Source organism: Streptomyces sp. 1331.2, from assembly GCF_900199205.1.
Classification (GTDB): domain Bacteria; phylum Actinomycetota; class Actinomycetes; order Streptomycetales; family Streptomycetaceae; genus Kitasatospora.
Genome location: NZ_OBMJ01000001.1, coordinates 6,612,284 through 6,632,048, shown reverse-complemented (window position 1 = coordinate 6,632,048; position 19,765 = coordinate 6,612,284). Strand labels below are relative to the sequence as shown.

Annotated in this window: 10 protein-coding genes; 4 read left to right on the top strand and 6 right to left on the bottom strand. The window is 73.8% G+C overall.

Annotation, left to right across the window (positions count from 1 at the left end):
- Window positions 1-16 precede the first annotated feature (16 nt).
- Window positions 17-628, top strand: a complete 612-nt coding sequence (locus tag CRP52_RS28850) for a hypothetical protein (protein WP_143685848.1) — start codon at window positions 17-19, stop codon at window positions 626-628.
- Window positions 629-660: 32 nt separating this feature from the next.
- Here the strand turns inward: CRP52_RS28850 and CRP52_RS28845 are convergent, their stop codons facing one another.
- Window positions 661-990 (bottom strand): hypothetical protein, encoded by a 330-nt coding sequence (locus CRP52_RS28845; protein ID WP_097239068.1) that lies wholly within the window; start codon window positions 988-990, stop codon window positions 661-663.
- 117 nt (window positions 991-1,107) lie between these two features.
- Here CRP52_RS28845 and CRP52_RS28840 point away from each other — a divergent pair, with 117 nt between their 5' ends.
- Window positions 1,108-2,328 carry a threonine synthase gene (locus CRP52_RS28840; protein WP_097239067.1) on the top strand — a complete coding sequence of 407 codons (1,221 nt, stop codon included), beginning with the start codon at window positions 1,108-1,110 and terminating at the stop codon, window positions 2,326-2,328.
- A 126-nt stretch (window positions 2,329-2,454) separates the two neighbouring features.
- Here CRP52_RS28840 and CRP52_RS28835 read toward each other — a convergent pair whose 3' ends face one another.
- Window positions 2,455-3,411, bottom strand: coding sequence for an AraC family transcriptional regulator (locus CRP52_RS28835; RefSeq protein WP_097239066.1), 957 nt, complete (start codon window positions 3,409-3,411; stop codon window positions 2,455-2,457).
- Window positions 3,412-3,497: 86 nt separating this feature from the next.
- Between CRP52_RS28835 and CRP52_RS28830 the strand changes: the two genes are divergently transcribed.
- The gene (locus CRP52_RS28830) at window positions 3,498-4,403 is read left to right on the top strand and encodes an NAD(P)H-binding protein (RefSeq protein WP_097239065.1); all 906 of its coding nucleotides are present in this window, start codon (window positions 3,498-3,500) and stop codon (window positions 4,401-4,403) included.
- 254 nt (window positions 4,404-4,657) lie between these two features.
- Window positions 4,658-5,995 carry a DUF3616 domain-containing protein gene (locus tag CRP52_RS28825; RefSeq protein WP_257032901.1) on the top strand — a complete coding sequence of 446 codons (1,338 nt, stop codon included), beginning with the start codon at window positions 4,658-4,660 and terminating at the stop codon, window positions 5,993-5,995.
- Window positions 5,996-6,053: 58 nt separating this feature from the next.
- Here CRP52_RS28825 and CRP52_RS28820 read toward each other — a convergent pair whose 3' ends face one another.
- From CRP52_RS28820 to CRP52_RS28805, 4 genes are read right to left on the bottom strand one after another with little or no spacing between them, the layout of a single operon-like run.
- The gene (locus CRP52_RS28820) at window positions 6,054-7,109 is read right to left on the bottom strand and encodes an MDR family NADP-dependent oxidoreductase (RefSeq protein WP_097239064.1); all 1,056 of its coding nucleotides are present in this window, start codon (window positions 7,107-7,109) and stop codon (window positions 6,054-6,056) included.
- Window positions 7,106-8,770 carry a phytoene desaturase family protein gene (locus CRP52_RS28815; protein ID WP_097239063.1) on the bottom strand — a complete coding sequence of 555 codons (1,665 nt, stop codon included), beginning with the start codon at window positions 8,768-8,770 and terminating at the stop codon, window positions 7,106-7,108. The genes CRP52_RS28820 and CRP52_RS28815 overlap by 4 nt, the downstream gene beginning before the upstream one ends.
- A 29-nt stretch (window positions 8,771-8,799) precedes the next feature.
- Window positions 8,800-10,479 carry a phytoene desaturase family protein gene (locus CRP52_RS28810; RefSeq protein ID WP_097239062.1) on the bottom strand — a complete coding sequence of 560 codons (1,680 nt, stop codon included), beginning with the start codon at window positions 10,477-10,479 and terminating at the stop codon, window positions 8,800-8,802.
- On the bottom strand, window positions 10,466-19,705 hold the full coding sequence (locus CRP52_RS28805) for a non-ribosomal peptide synthetase/type I polyketide synthase (protein WP_097239061.1): 9,240 nt from the start codon (window positions 19,703-19,705) through the stop codon (window positions 10,466-10,468). Before CRP52_RS28805 ends, CRP52_RS28810 begins: the two co-directional genes overlap by 14 nt.
- Between the last annotated feature and the right edge of the window lie 60 nt (window positions 19,706-19,765).

Below are 19,765 nucleotides of genomic sequence, written 5' to 3'. Positions count from 1 at the left end.
TGCCATCATGACCGCCATGAACACAGAAACGCTGCTGCACAAGCTGGCCGAGGAGTTCACCGACGAGTACCTCGGTGACCGCCCGCAGGAGTTCCACCAGATCGGCGGCCTGACCGTCGTCTCGGCGCTGGTCTTCAGCAGCCCCGACGCCCAGGAGTGGTCCGGCTGCGACGACGTGCCCGCCGGCACCCACCCCGTGCACATCGGCGTGGTCCGGCGACAGGACGCCGAGAGCGGCCGCGAGTCGGCGCACGTCACCATGGCGCTGATCCCCTTCGCCGACCCCGAGGCGATCGCCGAGGCCGAGTTCGAGGACGCCATCGAGGACTACCAGCCGCTCGGCCCCGACCACGGCTTCCTCTGGGACTCCACCGCGATGGACGCCCTGCGCTTCGACGGCCCGCGCCCGGACGCCTTCCCGGACCTCGACGCCTTCGTGGCGCACGTGGAGTCCGAGCTCGCCACCGCCGACGCGGCCGGCCGCATACCCGCCTGGGTGGACGTCACGGTGGACGAGCGCACCGGCGTCAACGTCCTGGCCTTCCCGGTCAACGCCGAGTCGGCCGGCTGCTACGAGGCCCGCGACGCCGACGGCCGCCTGGTCGCCCTCCTGTTCACCGCGTCGTGACCCTCCTCACCGCATGACCGTCCCCCGCCGGGTCAGGGCGCCTTCGCCGGCCCGGCGGGCTCCGGTTCGACTTCGACCGCCACCTTCCGCGCGCCGTCCGCCAGGTTCCTGGCCTCGTGCCGCAACCGCCCGGTCGCGAGGTAGTAGGTGTTCCGGCCCACCGGACGGGTCATCCGCATGTGGATGACGTCGACGAGCTCCGCCGCCGTCCCGACCAACTCGGCCAGGGCGCCGAGCAGCGCCGCCTCGTCGTTCGGCGGAACGTCGCTGCCGCGTGTCCGGGCCTTCGGCAGTGCGTCCTCCAGGAGCTTCGTCCTGGCTGCCCGGACCGCCTCGACCATGGCCTCGATCTCGCTGTCCATTGCTCCCCGATTCCCCGTCCGACCTCGTCCGACCTCCACCAACCCGGGGAGTGTGCCCGCGCGCACGGGAATCGCAAACCCACCCTGTAGTACCTGAAATGCCATTAGGCTACTTACATGGCACCAGCAGACTCCCTCGCGACCGGTCAGCGCTCGCTCGGCGACCCCACCCTCGACTACCCCCTCTGGCCCCCGCTCACCGCGGGCTGCCCCCGGACCGGCACCGAGGACGTCTCCTACCCCGTCGAGGTCGACTACGCCTACGACAAGGCCGACCCGGCGGCCCTGTTCGCCCCCGCGCCCACCCGCGGCGGCCTGGAGCAGTGGGCCCCGCTGCTGCCGCCGCTGCTCGCACCGGGCCTGGGCGAGGGCACCACGCCGCTGGTCGAGCTCTCGCCCGGGGTGTACGTCAAGGACGAGTCCCGCAACCCCACCTGGAGCCACAAGGACCGGCTGAACCGCTGCACCACGAGCGCCGCCGTCGGCGTCGGCGCGCCCGGCATCGCGGTCGCGTCCTCCGGCAACCACGGCGCCTCGGCCGCCGCCTACGCCGCTCGCGCCGGGCTGCCCTGCGTCGTGTTCACCGGCCCCGACCTCCCCCCGAACGTCGACGCCTTCCTCAACGCCTACGGCGCCGTGGTGCTCCCGGTGCCCTGGGAGGCGCGCTGGCCGCTGCTGCGGCAGGTGGTCGACCGCCTGGGCCTGCACCCGGTCAGCAACCTCACCCCCACCCACACCGGGCACGCGTACGGCCCCGAGGGCTACAAGACCGTCGCGTACGAGATCTTCCGGGACATCGGCCTGCCGAGCGCGGTGTTCGTCCCCACCGGGTACGGCGAACTGCTCTTCGGCGTCTGGAAGGGCTTCGCCGAGCTGCACCGTCTGGGCCTGACCGACCGGGTGCCGCGCATCCACTCCTGCGAGGCCGCCGCCTCCGGCCCGCTGGCCCGGGCGATCGCCGACGGCCTCCCCGCCGCCCACGTGACGGTCGGCCCGAGCGCCGCGTACTCGATCGCCTCCCCGGTCAGCGGCTACCGGGGCGTCGTCGCGGTCCGCGCGAGCGGCGGCCGGGCGCTCACCCTGGACGACAGGCAACTCGCCGACGCCCAGCAGGAGTTGGCCCGCGCCGGACTCTGGGCCGAGCTGTCCTCGGCGGCCGGCCTGGCCGGGCTGCGCAGCCTCGGCGAGCCGGACCTCTCCGACGGCCCGGTGGTCTGCGTGTCCACCTCCAGCGGCTTCAAGGACCTGGGCGTCGGCACCCGCCGCACCGACCCGGTCGCCCCGGAGTGGGACGCCGTCCTGCGCCGCCTGCGGACCGCCGGGATCGCCACCGGCTGACCGCGCTCACCCCTTCACCGCGTACCCCGGACAGGTGACCCGCGCCGCCTCGCCGCCCCACCACCCGCATCGCCCCCCGAGGCCTGTCCGGCGGATCCCGCCGAGCCGAGATCCGCCGGACGCGCCCTAACCCACGCCGACCGCCCGCCGATGCGCACTCGGCGTCACCCCCCGCACCCGCTTGAACGCCGCGCTGAACCCGAAGGCATCCGCGTACCCCACCCGCCGCGCCACCGCCGCGACCGTCTCCGGCGACCGCACCAGCAGATCGGCCGCCCGCGCCATCCGCCACTGCGTCAGATAGGTGAGCGGCGGCTCCCCCACCAGCTCGGTGAAGCGCTTGGCGAGCGTCGTCCGGGACACCCCCGCCTCGGCGGCCAGCCCGGCCAGCGTCCAGGGGCGCTCCGGGGCCCGGTGCATGGCCCGCAACACCGGCCCGACCACCTCGTCCCCCTGCGCGCGGTACCAGCCCGGGGCAGCCGCCTCCGGCCGGTCGAACCAGTCCCGCAGCGTGCAGACCAGCAGCCAGTCCAGCAGACGGTCCACCACGATCTGACGGCCGGGGCGCCCGGCCGTGAACTGTGCCTGGAAGAAGTCCCGCAGTGCCGCACAGCCGGCCAGGTCCTCCTCGTCATCCGGGACGACCAGCACCGGCGGCAAGGCCCGCAGCAGCCGCTGCGGCACCTCACCCCGCACCCGGTAGGCCCCCGCCATGAGCACCGCGCCGCCGGCCGGCTCCCGCTCCGCCTCCCCGCCCGTCCGCCCATCCAGCTCCGTACCCGGAAGCCCGTCGGCCTCCGTACACCGGACGTCCCGCAGCAGCTCCGGACGGCCGGCGTCGGCCGGATCGGCCGCGAACACGAACGGCTCCGGGCCCCGCACCACCGCCGTCTCCCCCTCCCGCACCCGCACCGCCCGCGCGCCCGCCTCCCGGACGATCCAGCCCTCCCCGGCCAGCGGCACGCACAGCGTCAGCTCCGCCGCGTCCGCGAAGCGCAGCGCCCACGGCGGCGTGAGCACCGACCGCCCGAACACCGCACCCTCCGCCCGCAGCCCACCCAACAGCTCGTCGAACACGTCCATGCCCCGACCCTAGGCGAACGAACGGACATGCCCGCCGGACGATCTCCCATGGCTCCCACCCCCTGCCCGCGAGTTGACTTGCCGCCATGACCACCGAACACCACGAGATCCTCGTCCTGGGCGCGACCGGCAAGACCGGCCGCCGACTCGTCCGCCGCCTGCGCGAGCACGGAGGACTGCACGACCACGGACTGCGCGTACGGGCCGCCTCCCGCAAGGGCGAGACCCGCTTCGACTGGGACGACCCGGGCAGCTGGGACACCGCACTGGCCGGCGCCGGGTCCGTCTACCTGATCGCACCGGAGGACCCGGCCCCCGTCCCCGGGTTCGTCGACCGGGCCGTGACGGCCGGCGTGCGACGCTTCGTCGTGCTCTCCGGACGCGGGCTGGACCGGGTCGGCCCGGACTTCGGCCAGGGAATGGCCGCCGCCGAGCGCGCCGTCCGGGCCTCCGGAGTCGACTGGGCGATCCTGCGGGCCAACAACTTCCACCAGAACTTCGACGAGGACCTCTGGCACGCCCCGCTACGCGCCGGCCGACTGGCCCTGCCGATCGGCGCGGTCCCGGAGCCCTTCGTGGACGCCGAGGACATCGCCGAGGTCGCCGCCACCCTGCTCACCCGCCCGGTACCCGACACGCCCACCGCGCCCGACGCCCCCAACACCCCCGACGGCCTCACCGCGCTCGGCGGGCGGACGTACGAGCTGTCCGGCCCGCAGGCGCTGCGCTTCGACGAGGCCGTCGACGTGATCGCACGGGCCGCCGGCCGGCCGATGCGCTACGTCGAGCTGACGCCCGAGGAGTACCGGGCGGAACTGCGTGCCGACGGCCACCCCGAGGCCGCCGTACGGGCGCTCGACGCCCTGTTCGCCCTGCACCGCGACGGCCACACCGCCGAACCGACCGACGGGGTACGGCAGGTCCTGGGCCGGGAGCCGCGCAGCCTCGCCGACTACGCGGCCCGCGCCGCGGCGGCCGGCGCCTGGGCGTAGGCGAGCCCCGCAACGCCGGTCTTCCCCAGCGGACTTCCGCCCGAGGGGAGACCGGCCCCGGCCCCGACGACCACCGGAAGCCTGTTGTTCGCCGCCCCGTTCGCCGACCGCGGGCCGGCGTTCGCCGAAGCACACCACGCTGGCAGCGTCCCGACTCCCCCGCGCCATCCCCCGCGTCATCCCCGCGTCGAAGGGTCTGCCACCGTGTCGCGTTCCCCCGCCGTCTGCTGCCGCTGGCCGTCGCCGTCGCGGCGGTGCCCGTGCTCGCCGCCCTGCCCGCCGTCCCGGCCTCGGCGGCGTCGTACGGCACCCCGACGATCTCCTTCTCGGCCGGATACCTCTCCGGCGCGGTCGGTGCCACCGGCGACCCGACCGTGACGGTCACGGTGGCGCAGAGCGGCGCCTCGGCCTCCGCGCTGACCGTCGCCGCCACGGCCAGCACCCGCAGCACCGTGGCCCGCACCGGCGACGTCACCGTGACCGACACCGGCGCCGCCCGCACGCTGTCGGTCACCGCCCAGGGCGTCGGCTACACCGACCTGACCGTCAAGGTCACCGGCCTGGGCGGCCTGAGCGCCACCCGCACCCTGCACTACGCCGCCTCCGCCGCCGTCCAGTACTCCGCCGCCAGCCGCTACCTGACGGGCTCCAGCGACGCCTCGGCCGCGGTGGACGCGGGCGGCGGCTTCATCGTGGTCGGCGACGACGAGTCCAACACCCTGCGCCTGTACGACCGCAACAACTCCGGTGCGCCGGTGCGCAGCTGGGACTTCAGCACGGCCCTCGGCGTCTCCAAGGAGATCGACATCGAGGCCGCCACCCGGGTCGGCAACACCATCTACTGGACGGGTTCGCTCGGCAACAACAAGGACGGCGTGGTCAAGCCGGACCGGCACACCGTCTTCGCCACCACGATCACCGGTTCCGGCGCCGCCACCCAGCTCACCCTCGCCGGCCAGTACCACGGCCTGCGCGACGACCTGATCGACTGGGACTCCGCGAACGGCGACCGCTACGGTTTCGCGGCCGGCGCCGCCGACGGCCAGGTGCCCAAGCAGATCGACGGGTTCAACGTCGAGGGCCTGGAGTTCGCCCCCGGCAGCAGCACCACCGCCTACGTGGGCTTCCGCGCGCCGCTCACCCCGGCGGTCACCGGCGGCCGGGCGCTGCTGGTGCCGGTCACCGACTTCCCGTCCCTGCTGGACGGTTCGGCCTCCCACGCGACCTTCGGCGACCCGATCGAGCTGGACCTCGGCGGGCTGTCGGTCCGTGACATCCGCCGCAACGACCTCGGCCAGTACCTGATCGTGGCCGGTTCCTGGGCCGCGGAGGACAACTCCGCGCCGTACGCCCTGTACCGCTGGAACGGCCTGCCCGGCTCCCAGCCGGTCAAGCTGGTCGACCTGCCGACCGGCGACTACGGCGCCTGGGAGGCCGTCCCCGACGTCCCGGACCTGGACGCCCCGGGCGCCCGGGCCCAGCTGATCACCGACGACGGCTCCGCCGACCTCTACCACGACGGCACCGCCGCCAAGGACCTCACCCACCCCGAGTGGAAGAAGTCCCGCAGCACCTGGTTCACCCTCAACTGACCGCGTACCGGGGCCCCTCGGCCACCCGCACCGAGGGGCCCACCGGGCAGTCCGTGGCTCAGAGCTCGACCAGCACCTTCCCCCGCATCGCCGACCGGTCGAGGTAGAGCCCGCGGTAGGCGGCGGGGATGGTGTCGAACCCGTGGTGGACGGTCTGCTGGTAGCGCAGCTCCCCGCTGCGGACCAGCGCCCCGAGGTCCCGCCGCAGCGCGGCCCAGTTCTCCTCGGTGAACCACTCCAGCGAGAAGATGCCGCGGATCGTGGTGCGCGGGAACATGATCAGCGGCAGCAGCCGCGGGCCCGCCCAGTCCCCGCCGACCTGGCTCCCCCACTGCCAGCAGACGGCCACCCGGCTCTCCACCGCGAGCATTTCGAAGACCACGTCGGTCAGCGCCCCGCCGAGGCTGTCGAAGTACCGGTCGATGCCGTCCGGGGCCAGCTCGGCGAGTTCCTTGCGCAGCCGGTCCGGGGCGTCGCCGTCGCGGTACAGCAGCACCGCGTCGAAGCCCAGCTCCCACAGCCGCTCGGCCTTCTCCGGCGTCGCCGTGGTGCCGATCACCCGCGCACCGCGGTGCCTGGCGAGCTGCCCGACCAGCGAGCCGACGGCCCCGGAGGCCCCGCTGACCAGCACCGTCGAGCCCGGCCGCACGTCCAGGAACTTCTCGACCGTGCCCCAGGCCGTCATCCCCGGCCCGCCCAGGACGCCGAGCGCGGTGGAGAGCGGCAGCGCCTCGTCGTAGTGGTCGCGGTCCAGCCGGCGGAAGGCCGGGAAGACCATCGGGAAGGTCCCGGTCTGCCAGAGCCTGGGCGCGCCGTTGCTGACCAGGTGGGTGCGCCAGCCGCCGAAGCCCTGGACGAGGTCGCCGACCGAGAACCGGGCGGCCGGCCCGGCCTCCAGCACCTCCATGATCGAGTCGGCGCCCATGTGGTCGCCGATCGGGGTGTCCAGCGCGATGCCCTGCAGGTACGGGTCGACCGACACGTACCGGGTGCGCAGCAGCATCTCGTCCTCGGCGAGCCGGACGTCCACCTCCTCCACGACCTTCCGGTACACCCGCTCGACGTCCGGCACGCCGTCCACGTGCTCCTGGACGATCCACTTCTCGATCCTCACGAGGTGACTCCAAACTGCCGGTCCGCGGGCCCGACCGGTTCGATGAGCAGGACGGGCGGCGGCGCGCTGTCGTCCACCTCGGCGGTGAACGGCTTGCGGTCGTCCCGGCAGATGAACTGGACGACGTGCCGGCCGGCCGCCGCCGCCCGGATCAGCCCGCCGGTGGTCGCCCAGACGCCGGAGAGGTAGAAGTTGGCGAGGCCGGGCAGCCCGGGGCCGTTGCGCTTGATCTCCTCCTCCAGGGTCTCGCCGCTCTCCACGAAGGGCTGCCAGCCCAGCACCGTGCCGTCGTAGTTGCCGGTGTAGCGGACCTGGGTGAGCGGGGTGGAGACGTCCTTGACGGCCACCGCCTCCTTGAGGCCCGGGTGGTGGCCGTCCAGGTACTCGATCAGGGTGTCCCGCACCCGGCGCTTCTCCCGCTGGTACTCCCGGCCCCGCCCGACCGGCAGGGTGTGCAGCTCCTCGCCGCGCCGCAGCCGGGGCGTCTGCTCGGGGCCGGTGCTCAGCTTTCGCCAGGGGGCGATGTCGCAGAAGTAGCTGGCGTACACCACGGTGGTGCCGGCCGGGGACAGCTCCGGGTAGTGCCGGCTGCGGAACTGGACGTTGATGCTCGGGTGCCGGATGCCGGTGAGCCGGGCGGCGACCTCGTCCTCCAGCAGGTAGGTGGTGCACGGGTCGCCGGCCGGGAAGGGCCGGCGCAGGCCGAGGAAGACGGTCACGTAGCCGGGGAAGACCATGCCGGGTTCGGTGATGGTCCGGGTGTACAGCCGCCGGTAGGTGTCGTTCAGGTAGCGGCCCTTGAGCAGGTCCATCATGGTCGTCCGGCCGTCGCAGGCCGCCACCACGATGTCCGCCCGCACCTCCTGCCCGTCGCTCAGCCGCACCCCGACCGCCCGGTCCCGCTCGACCAGGATCTCGGTCACCTTGGCGTTGTACGTGATCTCCCCGCCGAGCCGGCGGTAGCGCTGCTCGATCGACTGCGCCAGGCCGAGCGAGCCTCCCTCCGGCACCCCGGCCGACTGCCCGGCGTGCGAGGCGAGTTGGAAGTAGGTGGGCAGCACCGGGAAGTTGGGGTGCTTCTCGTACAGGACGAAGTTGAACGCCTCGCGCAGCAGCGGGCTCCGGAACCGCGCCGAGTAGTCGCTCATCAGCACCGTGATCGAGCGGCGGATGACGTTGAAGTACGGCAGGAAGGAGGCGAGCATCCGCCACCGCTCCCGCCGGCCCATCAGCCCGACCGGCTTGAGGAAGGGGTAACGGGCCAGCGCCAGCCGGAACTTGCGCAGTCCGGCGCAGAACTGCCGGATCTGCCGGGCGTCCTCGGGCGCCAGGTCGAGCAGGTGGGCCTCCAGCCGGTCCGGGTCGGAGTAGAAGTACACCGCCCGGCCGTCCCGGGTGCGCACCACGTTGAAGACGTCGAAGTTGCGCATCCGCTTGCCCTGCAGCGCGCCGAGTTCGAGCCAGATCCGGTGCATCTCGTTGCCCGGTCCGCTGCCCAGCAGCCAGCTGACGCAGCAGTCGAAGGTGAACTCGCCGCGGTCCCAGCCGGTGCAACAGCCGCCGGGGATCTCGTGCATCTCCAGGATCCGGGTGCGGTAGCCGTTCATCTGCGCGTAGCAGCCGGTGGACAGGCCGCCGAGCCCGCCGCCGATGATGACCATGGTCTGCCTGCTGCTGGTCGTCGTCCCGCTCACTCAGGTACTCCCACGGTGGCCCGGTCGAGTTGCGGCAGGCGGCCCCACTTGCCCGCGTGCCAGGGTTCCTGGTTGTCGCTGGGCCAGGCCCGGAACGGCCGGCCGAGTTCCCGGCAGAGGTACTGGGCGGCGTACCGCCCGCTGGTGGCGGCGCGGATCAGCCCGCCGAGCGAGGCCCACTGCCCGGCCATGGAGAAGCCGCGCAGCCCGGGCAGCCGCATCCGGTCCCGGTTGACCAGCCGGTTGGCGGCGTCCTCGGCCTCGGAGAAGGCCTGCCAGGCGAGGATGCTGCCGTAGGTGTTGCCGGTGAACCGCTCGGTGGTCACCGGCGAGGCCACGTCGACCAGTTCGATCCGACCGCGGAGTTCGGGGTAGGTCCGCTCCAGGAACTCCCGGACGAACGCGGCGACTTCCTGTTTGCGCGCCCGGTACGCCCGGCGGTCCCGCAGCCGCAGGTCCTTCCAGGAGCGGTAGTCGCTGAAGTAGGTGCAGTGCAGCACCGACTTGCCGGGCGGCGCGAAGCCCTCCGCGTAGGCCGAGCGCAGCTGCACCACCAGGCTGCACTGCAGCGAACCGGGCAGCCGGTCGCCGTCCTGCGGCGCCAGCAGGTAGGTGGTGCTGTGCGGTTCGCCCTCCGGTAGCGGGCCGTCGATGCCGACGAAGGCGGAGACCACGGCCGGGTACAGGTTGCCCGGCTTGTTCAGGAGTTCGCCGTACAGCCGGTCGGTGGCGGGGCTGGAGTAGCGGCCCTCCAGCAGCCGGTCGAGCACCGTCGGGCCGTCGCAGGCGGCGACCACGTGATCGGCGAAGTGCCGGGTGCCGTCCCGGAGTTCCACGCCGACGGCGCGCCCGTCCTCGACCAGGATCCGTTCCACCCGGCAGCGGTAGCCGATCGTCCCGCCGAGCGAGGTGTACCGCTCCTCCACCGAGCGGGCCAGCCCGAGCGAACCGCCCTGCGGGAAGCCCGCGTTGCCGTTGTGCGCGGCGGCCAGGGTGTACAGGTAGGGCAGCAGCGGGAAGCCGGCGGGCTCCTGCAGGAACATGTTGGGGAAGGCCCGGCGCAGCAGCGGGTCCTGGAAGCGCTCGGCGAAGCCGCTCATCGGGGTGGTGGCGGTGCGCCAGAACAGCCGGAAGGCGGGCAGGACGGCGCGCAGGGTGCGCAGCCGCTCGGCTGTGCTGCGCAGCGGCGGCGGGGTGAGGTCCCAGGGCAGGTCGATGGCGGCGTAGCGGCGCAGGTCCCGGCAGAACGCCCGGATCGGCTTGGCGTCGCCGGGCGCGAGGGCCAGCAGGTGCTCCTCCAGCCGGTCCGGGTCACCGAAGAAGGTGACGGCGCGGCCGTGTTCGTCGACGACCCGGTTGAAGGTGTCGAAGCGGGTCACCGACTTGCCGTCCAGGGCGCCGAGTTCGCGCCAGACCTGGTGGGCACCGGTGCCCTCGGCGGTGCCGATCAGCCAGTCGATGCAGTAGTCGAACAGGTAGCCGTGCCGGGACCAGGCGGTGCAGCAGCCGCCGGGCAGGACGTGCTTCTCGAAGATCCGGGTCTCCAGGCCGCTCATCTGCGCGTAGCAGCCGGTGGCGAGGCCGGCCAGGCCGGCCCCGATCACGATGACCCGGGGCGGGCCGCCGGGGGCCCGCTCCCGGCCGGACCAGTCCGGTCCGCGGTCAGTCGCGGCCATCGACGGTGCCTCCGGCCAGGATGGCGCCGGCCAGTTCGGCGTTGCGGGCGGCGTGCTCGCCGTCGAGCATCTCGGCGTGGCTGCCGTGGCCGGCGTACACGGCGGTGCCGGTGGTGGAGGCGCCGTGCCAGGAGCCCTCCTCGCCGCCGACGTGCACGGCCAGCCGTTCCCGTTCGCAGACCACGTCGAGATGGGCCGCCACGGTGCCGGTGTTGGGGGTGCGGCTGCAGAACTCCAGGTAGTCCCGGGCCTGTTCGAGGGTTTCCTGGGCGACGATCCGCGAGCCGGTGTGCCGGTGCAGGTGTTCGTGGAGTTCGCGCTCGAAGACGGCCACGTGCTCCTCGCCCAGGTCGAAGGCGTCCCGGACCCGGTAGGCGTCCACCAGCAGCACCGAGCTCACCGTGCGGCCCCGGCGTTCCAGTTCCTTGGCGACCTCGAAGGCGAGGTTGCCGCCGAGCGAGTAGCCGAGCAGGACGTACGGCCCGTCCGGGTGCAGTTCCTCGACCAGGTCCGCGTAGCGGGCGGTCTTGTCGTCGCCGGTGAGGTAGTTGAAGGAGGCGATCCGGTGTTCCGGCAGGTGTGCGGCGAGCTGCCGGTAGACCAGGCCGTGGCCGCCGGCCGGCGGGAAGCAGAAGACCGTACGGCCTTCGGTCGCCTCGGGGTTGAACCAGAGGTGGGGCTGGCCGCCGGCCAGTTCGCCGGTGATGATCTGCTCGACGGTGCGGGCCATGCCGTGCAGGGTGGTGACCTTGAACAGCTGGCCGACCGGGATGCTGATGTTGAACTCGGTCTGCAGGTGGTGGATCAGCTCGATGAGTCGGATCGAGCTGCCGCCGAGTTCGAAGAAGTCGTGCTGGAGGCCGACTTCGTCCAGGCCGAGGAGGTTCCGCCAGTGCTCGGCGACCCGGATCTCGTAGAGGGTGACGGGCGGTTCGTGCTGGGCGCCCGCGGTGTCAGCCTTGGGCTCCGGCAGGGCGGCGAGGTCGACCTTGCCGTTCGGGGTGAGCGGCAGGGCGGGCAGTTCGGTGAGGTAGGAGGGGATCATCACGGTGGGCAGGTGTTCGGCGAGGTGCCGGCGCAGCTCCCGGCGGTCCAGCACGGTGCCCTCGGCGGGGACGACGTAGGCGGCCAGCACGGCCTCGCCCGCGGCGTCCTGGCGGACCGCCACGCAGGCCTGGGCGAGTTCGGGCCGGGCGGTGAGGTGGGCCTCGATCTCGCCCGGTTCGATGCGGTGGCCGCGGACCTTGACCTGGTTGTCGATCCGGCCGAGCAGGTGCGCGGTGCCGGCGGTGTCCCAGTGCCCGAGGTCCCCGGTGCGGTAGAGCCGTACGGGTGTGCCGTCGAGTTCCAGGGTGACGAAGCGCCGGGCGGTCTGCTCCGGGTCGTTGGGGTAGCCGGCGGCGACGCCGGCGCCGCCGATCCACAGCTCGCCGGGCACGCCGGCCGGGACGGGCTCGCCGTACGGGTCGAGGATGTACAGCGCGCTGTTCGGGAAGGGCCGGCCGATCGGCACCATCCGGCCGGGTTCCAGGCTGTCGGCCGGGCCCTCGTAGTAGGTGCTGTCGACGCTGGCCTCGGTCAGGCCGTAGGAGTTGACCAGCCGGGTCCGCTCGCCGCACAGGGCGCGCAGCCGCTGGTGCTCGACGGCCTTCCAGGAGTCGGAGCCGACGATGAGCAGCCGCAGGAAGTCCAGCCGCAGGCCCTCGCGTTCGCAGTGCGCCAGCAGGGCGCGGGCCACCGCGGGCACGAACTCGCCGCAGTCCACGGCCTCCTCGCGCATCACCCGGTAGAGCCGGGCGGTGTCGAAGAGCAGTTCGCGGTCGACCAGGACGAGGGTCCCGCCGGTGCCGAGGGCCCGGGCGAGGTCGCCGGAGAAGACGTCGAAGGCCGTGCCGGCCATCTGCAGGTGGGTCCGGGCCTCGGTGTCCAGGCGGTACTCGGCGCGCCAGCCGGCGGTGACGGCGGCCAGGTTGCGGTGGTCGACGCGGACGCCCTTCGGGCGGCCGGTGGAGCCCGAGGTGTGGATCACGTAGGCGGCGCGGTCCGGGTCGGCGGCGGGCAGCGGCCCGGTGGCTGCGGCGGGCCGGTCCAGTTCCTCCAGGGTGACGGGCGTGGCGGGCAGGTCGGCCGGGAGCGGGCGCCGCTCGTCGACCACGACCAGGGTGGCGCCGACGTCGGCGAGCTGGTGGGCCAGGCGGTCGGCCGGGTGCCCGGGGTCGAGCGGCAGGTAGGCGGCGCCGGCCCGCCAGATCCCCAGCAGGGTGGTGATCAGCTCGGGTGACTTGTCCAGGCAGACGGCGACCACCGAGCCTTCGCCGACGCCGAGTTCGCGCAGCCGCAGGGCCGTGCGCTGGGAGAGCCGGTCGAGTTCGCCGTAGGTCAGCCGCCGGGTCTCCTCCCGGCCGGGGGCGACCACGGCGACGGCCTCCGGGTGTTCGGCGGCGGCCTTGGCGATCAGCTCCGGCACCGGGGTGTCGTGGTCGATCCGCCGTTCGGCGCCGCTGAATGCGGTGAGGATCTCCCGGCGTTCGGCCGCGTCCAGCATCCGCAGCCGTCCGACCGGCTCGCCCTCGGCGGCGCGGGTCATGGCGTCCAGCAGGTTGCGGTAGTGCGCGGCGAGCCGCTGGACGGTGGCGGGCTCGAAGAGGTCGGAGTTGTACTTGAAGACGCAGTGGAAGCAGCCGTCCGACCGGTCCTCGTAGGCGGACAGGGTGAGGTCGAACTGCCCTTCTTCTTCAGGGAGTTCGATGTACTCCAGGCGGTAGCCGAAGCGCTCCACGGCGACCTTGTGGGTGAGCAGGATGAACATCGCCTGGAACACCGCGGACCGGCTCGGGTCGTGCTGCAGCCCCAGCTGCTCGACCAGCAGCGGGAAGGGGTACTCCTGGTTGTCCAGCCCGCCGAGCACGCTCTCCCGCACCCGGGCCAGCAGCTCCGGCACGGTCGGCTCCCCGGCCAGACTGATGTGCAGCGGCAGCGGGTTGACGAAGTAGCCGTAGACGGAGGCGAACTCCTCCTGGGTGCGGCCGGTGACGGGGCTGCCGACCACGATGTCCGGCTGGCCGGACCAGCGGTGCAGCAGCAGGTAGTAGGCGCCGAGCAGCACCATGAAGGGGGTGGCGCCGTTCGCCCGGGCCAACTCGTGGACCCGGGATGTCAGTTCGTCGTCCAGCCGGAAGAACTCGGAGGCCCCGTTGTGGGTCTGCACGGCCGGCCGCGGCTTGTCGGTGGGCAGCGCCAGCACCGGCATCTCGGCGGGCAGGTGGCCGCGCCAGTAGTCGAGCATCCGCTGGGCGTCGGGGCCGGCCAGGAAGCGGTTCTGGTGGTTGAGGAAGTCCAGGTAGCGGGCGGCCACCGGGGGTAGTTCGGGGGTGCGGCCCTGCCGCAGCGCCTCGTAGACCTCGAACAGCTCCTCGATGAAGGTGAAGGTGGAGATCGCGTCCGAGACGATGTGGTGGACGGCCTTCATCAGCACCCAGCGGTCCGGCCCGCGCCGGAACAGCCGCAGCCGGACCAGCGGGTCCTCGGCCAGGTCGTACGGCCGCCGGTACTCGCGGACGATCAGCTCGTGGATCTCCTCCCACGGCCGGCCCTCGACGTCGAACAGCCCGGTGTCGGCCACCGCCTCCTCGCGGATGCGCTGGACCGGCCGGCCCTCCTCCGCCGTGAAGGCGGCCCGCAGGCCGGGGTGGCGGGCGACCAGGAAGCGGAAGGCCGCGAACACCAGCTCGGGGTCGAGCACGGCGCGCACCTCGACGGCGCCGCCGATGTTGTACGCGAAGCCGTCCGGGTGCAGCTGGCGCAGGAACCAGAGCGCCTGCTGGTTGTGGGTGAGCGGGTAGCGGCTCTCGTCGGTGTGCAGCTCGATCTCGGCCCGGGCCGGGCCGCCGTCGGCGAGCCGTTCGGCCAGGCCTTCGGTGAGCAGGTCGACCAGGTCGCCGACGGTGCCGTTGCTGAGCAGGGCCACCACCGGGAGGGCGACACCCAGTTCGCCGTGCACCCGGGCGCGCAGCTCCATCGCGAGCAGCGAGTCGAGGCCGTGCGCGCCGAGCCTGGTGTCCGCATCGATCCGTTCGGCGCCGGTCCGCAGCACGGCCGCGGCGGCGGCGGTGAACCGCTCGGTGACCAGCTCCCGGCGGCTCTGCGGGTCGGCCGTGCGGTAGGCGTCCAGGAAGCCGCCGGTCTCGGCCGGGGCCTGTTCGGCGGCGTCGGCCGCCAGGTCGGCGACCAGCGGCGGCGGCTCCGGGTACCAGGCGAGGAAGGTCGGCCAGTCCACGACGGTGGCGACCAGCAGCTGGGCCCGGTCCTGGCCGAGGACGCGTTCCAGGACGGCCGTCCCGGCGTCCGGCGGCAGCGAGCTCATGCCGCGGGCGTCGCGGTAGTGGGCGACCAGGCCCAGTTCCTCGATCATGCCGGTGGCCCAGGGGCCCCAGTCCAGGCTGAGCGCGGGCAGGCCGTCGGCCCGGCGGTGGTGCGCGAGGGCGTCCAGGAAGGCGTTGCCGGCCGCGTAGTTGGTCTGTCCGGCGGTGGTGAGCAGCGAGGCGACGGAGGCGAACAGGACGAAGTGGTCCAGCGGTTCGTCGCGCAGCAGCCGGTGCAGCAGGTGGCCGCCGACGACCTTGGGGGTGTACCCGGCGTCGAAGGAGCTGCGGTCCATCTGCGCCAGCAGGGTGTCCTTGACCTGTCCGGCGAGGTGGAACACGCCGCGGATCGGCGGGAGTTGGCGCTCGCGGTAGTCGGCGAGCCAGGCCGTGAGGGCGGCCTCGTCGGTGACGTCCACCGGGGCGAGCAGCGGTTCGGCGCCGAGTGCCTGGAGTTCACGCAGGAAGGCGATCCGCTCCCCGGCGGGGGTCTGCGGGTCGGTGTGGGCCCACTGGGAGCGCTCGGGCAGCGGGGTGCGGCCGACCAGGATCAGGCGGCGGGCGCCGCGTCGGACCAGGGTGCGGCAGAGCAGCCGGCCGAGGGCACCGAAGGCGCCGGTGACGAGGTAGCTGCCGTCGGGGCGCAGGACGGGCGGCAGCGGCCGGGTGAGGCCTTCGGCCTGGCGCAGCCGGCTGGTCAGGCGGGCGCCGGCCCGCAGGGCGATCTCCTGCTCGTCCCGGGCGGTGAGTTCGGCGAGCAGCGCCTCGGCCTGTGCGGGGGTGTCGACGGCGGGGTCGAGGTCGATCAGGGTGCCGCGCTGGGTGACGAGTTCCTGCTGCCAGAGCACCCGGCCGATGCCCCAGGCGGGGGCGCCGAGCGGTTCGACCCGGTCGCCGGGGGCGGCGGGCTGGGTGCCCCGGGTGACGATGTGCAGCCGGCCGTCGGGGCGGGCGGCGGGCAGGGCCTGGGCGAGGGCGATCAGGGAGTAGGCGCCGTGGGTGGCGAGCGGGCCGAGCCGGTCGGGTGCGGTGCTGCCCAGCGCGGGCAGGTCGAGGTTCCAGAGGTGGACGACGGTGGCGTAGCCGGGGTCGAGGTCGGCGAGCAGCTGCTGGACGTCCTCGGCCGAGTCGGGCCGTACGGTCGAGTGCCCGTCCTCGTGGCGGTACTCGGTGCCGGGCCGGACGAGGTGGCAGCGGGCGCCGCGTTCGGCGGCCAGCGCGGCCAGCCGTTCGGCGAGGCCGCCCTCGTCGGCGAGGAGCAGCAGGTCGCCGGGGGTCCGGTCGGCGGGCGCCTCGGACGCCTGCACCCAAGCGGGTTCGGTGAGCCAGCCGTCGATGGTGGCCAGCCCCACCGTGGCCGGGGCCTGGGCGACGTCGGCGACCCGGAAGCCGGTGATCCGGCCGATCGGGGTGCCGTCCTCGCTGTGCAGGGCGATGTCGCCGACGAGCTCGTCGCCGCTGTCCCGGGTGACAGTGGCGCGGGCCCAGAGCGGCCGGGCGCCGATCTCGTCGAGCCGGACCTCCTCGATGGAGACCGGCAGCCGGACGCTGCCGACCTCGGGGGCGTGCAGCGTGGTGGCGAGCAGGGTCTGGAAGCAGGCGTCCAGCAGCACCGGGTGGAGGTGGTGGTCGGCGGCGTCGGGGCCGAGCAGGTCGGTGGCCCGGATCCGGGCCAGGGCCTCGCCGGGGCCCGTCCACACCTCCTGGACGGCCTGGAAGGCGGGCCCGTAGTGGTAGCCGCGTTCGGCCAGCTGCCGGTAGCAGTCCGGGCCGTCGAGGTGGCGCCCGTGGGCCTGCGGCGTGGCGACGTCCAGCGCGGGGCCGTAGGAGCGGCGCTGGCCGGTGCGGACCCGGCCGCCGGCGTGCACGACGGGTTCGCCGCCGGGCGGGGTGGAGGCGATGGTGAAGCGGGCGTCCTCCGGTGCGTAGCCGAGCTGGACGGTGGCGGGCTCGGCCTCGGAGAGGAACAGCGCCCGGTTGAGCTCGACCTCGGCCAGCACGACCTCGGTGCCGCCGGTGAGCGCACGCACGGCCTGGGCGGCCATCTCCAGGTATCCGGCGGCCGGGAAGACGATCTGGCCCTCGATCCGGTGGTCGTTCAGGTACGGCAGCCGCTCGGGGTCGAGCGCGGTGGTCCAGCCGGGCTGGGCGCTGGGCGTGCGGCGGCCGAGCAGCGGGTGGTCGACCTGTCCGAGCCGGACCTGCTCGACCGGCTTGGGCTCGACCCAGTACCGGTCGCGCCGCCACGGGTAGCCGGGCAGCGGTGCGGGGCGCCCGCCGGGGTGCAGCGCGTCCCAGGTCAGCTCGACGCCCAGGGTGTGCAGTTCGGCGAGGCTGCGGGTGAAGCAGGCGGTCTCGTCCTGGCGGCGGCGGATCGACGCCACGGTGTGCGCCTGGCCGGCGCACTCGCGGATCGCGTGGCCGAGCACCGGGTGCGGGCCGAGCTCCAGGAAGAGAGCGTGTCCGTCCTCGGCCATCCGCTCGACGGCGGCGCGGAAGCGGACCGGGTTGCGGACGTTCTGCCACCAGTACTCGCCGTCCAGTTCGGGCCCCTTGGCGAGACCTTCGCGCGCGGTGAGGTAGAGCGGCAGCCGCGCGTCCTGCGGCTTGATGCCGGCGAGCGCGGCGACCAGATCGTCCCGGATCGGGTCCATCCGCACGCTGTGGTAGGGCACTTCGACGTCCAGGAGGCGGGCGAACACGCCCTGAGCGGTGAGCTCTTCGGCCAGTTCGGCCAGCGCCTCGGTGTCCCCGGCCAGGGTCACCGCCGAGGGGCTGTTGACGGCGCCGAGCGAGACCCGGGTGCGGTACGGGCGGATCCGGCGCTCCGCCTCGGCCTCGGGCAGGCCGACGGCGAGCATGCTGCCGGTGCCGGCCAGCCGCTGCTGGAGCCGGCTGCGGGCCAGCACCACCCGGACGGCGTCGGCCAGGTCGTAGACCCCGGCCTCGTGGAAGGCGGCCACCTCGCCGGTGCTGTGGCCCACCACCGCGTCGGGGCGCAGTCCGTGGCTGCGCCAAAGCGCCGAAAGTCCCACCTGGACGGCGAAGTTGGCGGGCTGGGCGAGCCAGGTCCCGGCCATCCTGGAGTCGGCCTCGTCCCGGCCCAGCTCCTCCAGCAGCGACCAGTCGGCCTGCGCCCGGATCTCGCGGTCGACGGCCGTGACGGCCTCGCGGTAGACCGCTTCGGTCTCGTACAGGCCGCGGCCCATCCCCCACCACTGCGGGCCCATGCCGGTGAACACCCAGGCCAGGCGCCGCTGCCGGCGCTCCCGGGCGCGGCCCCGCACCACCTGCGGGTGGTCCTCGCCGCGCTCGCAGGCGGCCAGTGCCTCGTCCAGGTCCTGCCGGGTGGAGTACGTCACCGCGAGCCGTTCGGGCAGGTGCTGGCGGCGGTGGGCCAGGGTGTGTCCGAGGTCGGCCGGCGAGGCGCCGGCGGCGAGCTCCTGCCGGACGGCGGCGGCGAGTTCGGGCAGTCCGGCGGCGTCCTTGGTGCTCAGCGGGAGGATGGTGCGCACGGGCTCCGCGACCGGCGCGGCGGGCCCGGGGCTCGGCGGTTCCTCCAGCAGGACGTGGGCGTTGGTGCCGCCGAAGCCGAAGGAGTTGACGCCCGCGCGGGCCGGGCCGCGGTGCTCGGGCCAGTCGACCGGCTCGGTCGGGATCTCGAAGGGCAGCGCGGCGAGGTCGATGCCAGGGTTGGGGCGTTCCAGGTTGAGGTGCGGCGGGATGCGGCGGTGCTTGAGGGCGAGCGCGGTCTTGATCAGCCCGGCGACGCCGGCCGCGGCCTCGGTGTGCCCGATGTTGGTCTTGACCGAGCCGACGTAGCAGCGGTCCCCCGAGCGGCGGCCGATGCCGAGCACCCGGCCGAGCGCGGCCGCCTCGATCGGGTCGCCGACCGGGGTGGAGGTGCCGTGCGCCTCGACGTACTGCAGGCTGCCGGGTGCCACCCCGGCCTCGGCGCAGACCCGTTCGATCAGAGTGACCTGGGCGTCCGCGCTGGGGACGGTGATGCCGTTGGTGCGGCCGTCCTGGTTGACGCCGCTGCCGAGGATGACGGCGTGCACCGGGTCCCCGTCGCGCTGCGCGTCGGAGAGCCGCTTGAGCACGACCACGCCGACGCCCTCGGCCCGGACGTAGCCGTCGGCGGAGGCGTCGAACGCGCGCGAGCGGCCGTCCGCGGAGAGGAAGCCGCCCTTGGTCTCGGCGATCGTGTACTGCGGTGCCATGTGCAGCAACGCGCCGCCGGCCAGGGCGAGTTCGGTCTCTCCGCGGAGCAGGCTCTGGCAGGCGAGGTGGACCGCGACCAGGGAGGAGCTGCACGCGGTGTCGATCGAGACGCTGGGGCCGCGGAAGTCGAAGCAGTGCGAGATCCGGTTGGACACCATCGTCATCATGGTGCCGGTGGCGGTGTGCGCGGCGATGGTGGCGAAGTCGAGGTCGGCGAACTGCAGGATCTTCCAGTCGAGGGTGAAGGCGCCCATGTAGACGCCGACTTCGCGCCCGGCGAGTTCGCCCGGGCGCAGGCCGCCGTCCTCCAGCGCCTCCCAGCTGACCTCCAGGAGCTTGCGCTGCTGCGGGTCCATGTGCTCGGCTTCGCGCGGGCTGATCCCGAAGAACTCCGGGTCGAAGGTGTCGAAGCCGTCGATGTAGCCGCCCCGGCCGCCGATCAGCCGGCCCCGCTTGGCCCGGTCCCGACTGCCCAGGGTGCCGGTGTCGTACCGGTCGGCGGGGGTCTCGGTGAGACAGTCCCGGCCCTCGATCAGGTTGCGCCAGTAGGTCCGGTGGTCGTTGGCGTGTCCCGGCAGGCGGCAGCCGATACCGGTGATCGCGATGGGCTCGCGGGGCACGGCGAAGGGCGAGGAAGTCATGATCCAATCCGAGGGTGATGGCGTGGCGCCGTGGACACGGGCAAGAGGGGGCTGCGTGGG